At 41.7% G+C, this 852-nt stretch carries 1 pseudogene; it reads right to left on the bottom strand.

Annotation, left to right across the window (positions count from 1 at the left end):
- Positions 1 to 377 precede the first annotated feature (377 nt).
- Positions 378 to 852, bottom strand: a pseudogene (locus WEIDD23_RS00680) (1,4-beta-N-acetylmuramidase); the annotation flags it as partial.

Raw genomic sequence — 852 nt, 5'->3', positions numbered from 1 at the left:
CAAATCCTGTGGAGTCTTATATTCAAGAGGTTCAACACCTGTTCGCATTAAATATTTTTTCATAATATATAGTTTCTCTTCTGTGATGATTAAAAATAGTTAAAAACATTCGTTTTTGGTTATTTTTTCATACTAGCATAATGAATCTGGTACTTCTGCCAAAGATTGTCTTCTTTTCTCAGGTGGATAAACAGACATTGAACATCAAGCAAAACTAGATTATCCAAAATTGCATCAAATTAATTAACCACTTACCGTTACGTAAATAAAAAACACCAGTAACAAGACTTGGCACACGCAAGCTCATTACTGGCAAACTACAAAACCCTAGTACTCTGGGCCTTGTTCTTAAATTTTAAAACACTACTCCGCAGACGTCACCGCATATAAAAAGTGGCGTTTGAGCCGAAATTATAGCGTTTGCCATCAATCACGTGAATTCCTTGCACTGATCGGCCGTCATGACCGACGTAATAATGCAGTCCCCACTGCGACACAAATTGATTGTGTTGGCGCACACCATTGCGGAAGTAATAGTAAGCTCCCATGTAGAACCGGAACCCCGTGTACATCTGCCCATTTTCTATCCAACGCCAACCTGCTGGCGTATCAAAGTAACCGCTCCAAGGCTGCAACTCACCAGTACTTGATGCCCGGTACTTCTCTTGGTTATGCGCGACAGTTTGGTTAGTTCGCAAATAAAACGTCCCATCGGTACCGAAATGATATCGCTTACCACCGATGGTACGTAACCCTTGTACGGCACGTCCTTCATCATCAACGTAATAGCGATATCCCCATGCACTGCGCCAAGCATTGTTAATACGCGCACCGTTTTCGAACCAATAATAC

Source organism: Weissella sp. DD23, from assembly GCF_001579105.1.
Lineage (GTDB): Bacteria > Bacillota > Bacilli > Lactobacillales > Lactobacillaceae > Weissella > Weissella cibaria.
The sequence above is the reverse complement of the archived record's forward strand: the minus strand, read 5'-3'. Positions and strand labels throughout refer to the sequence as shown.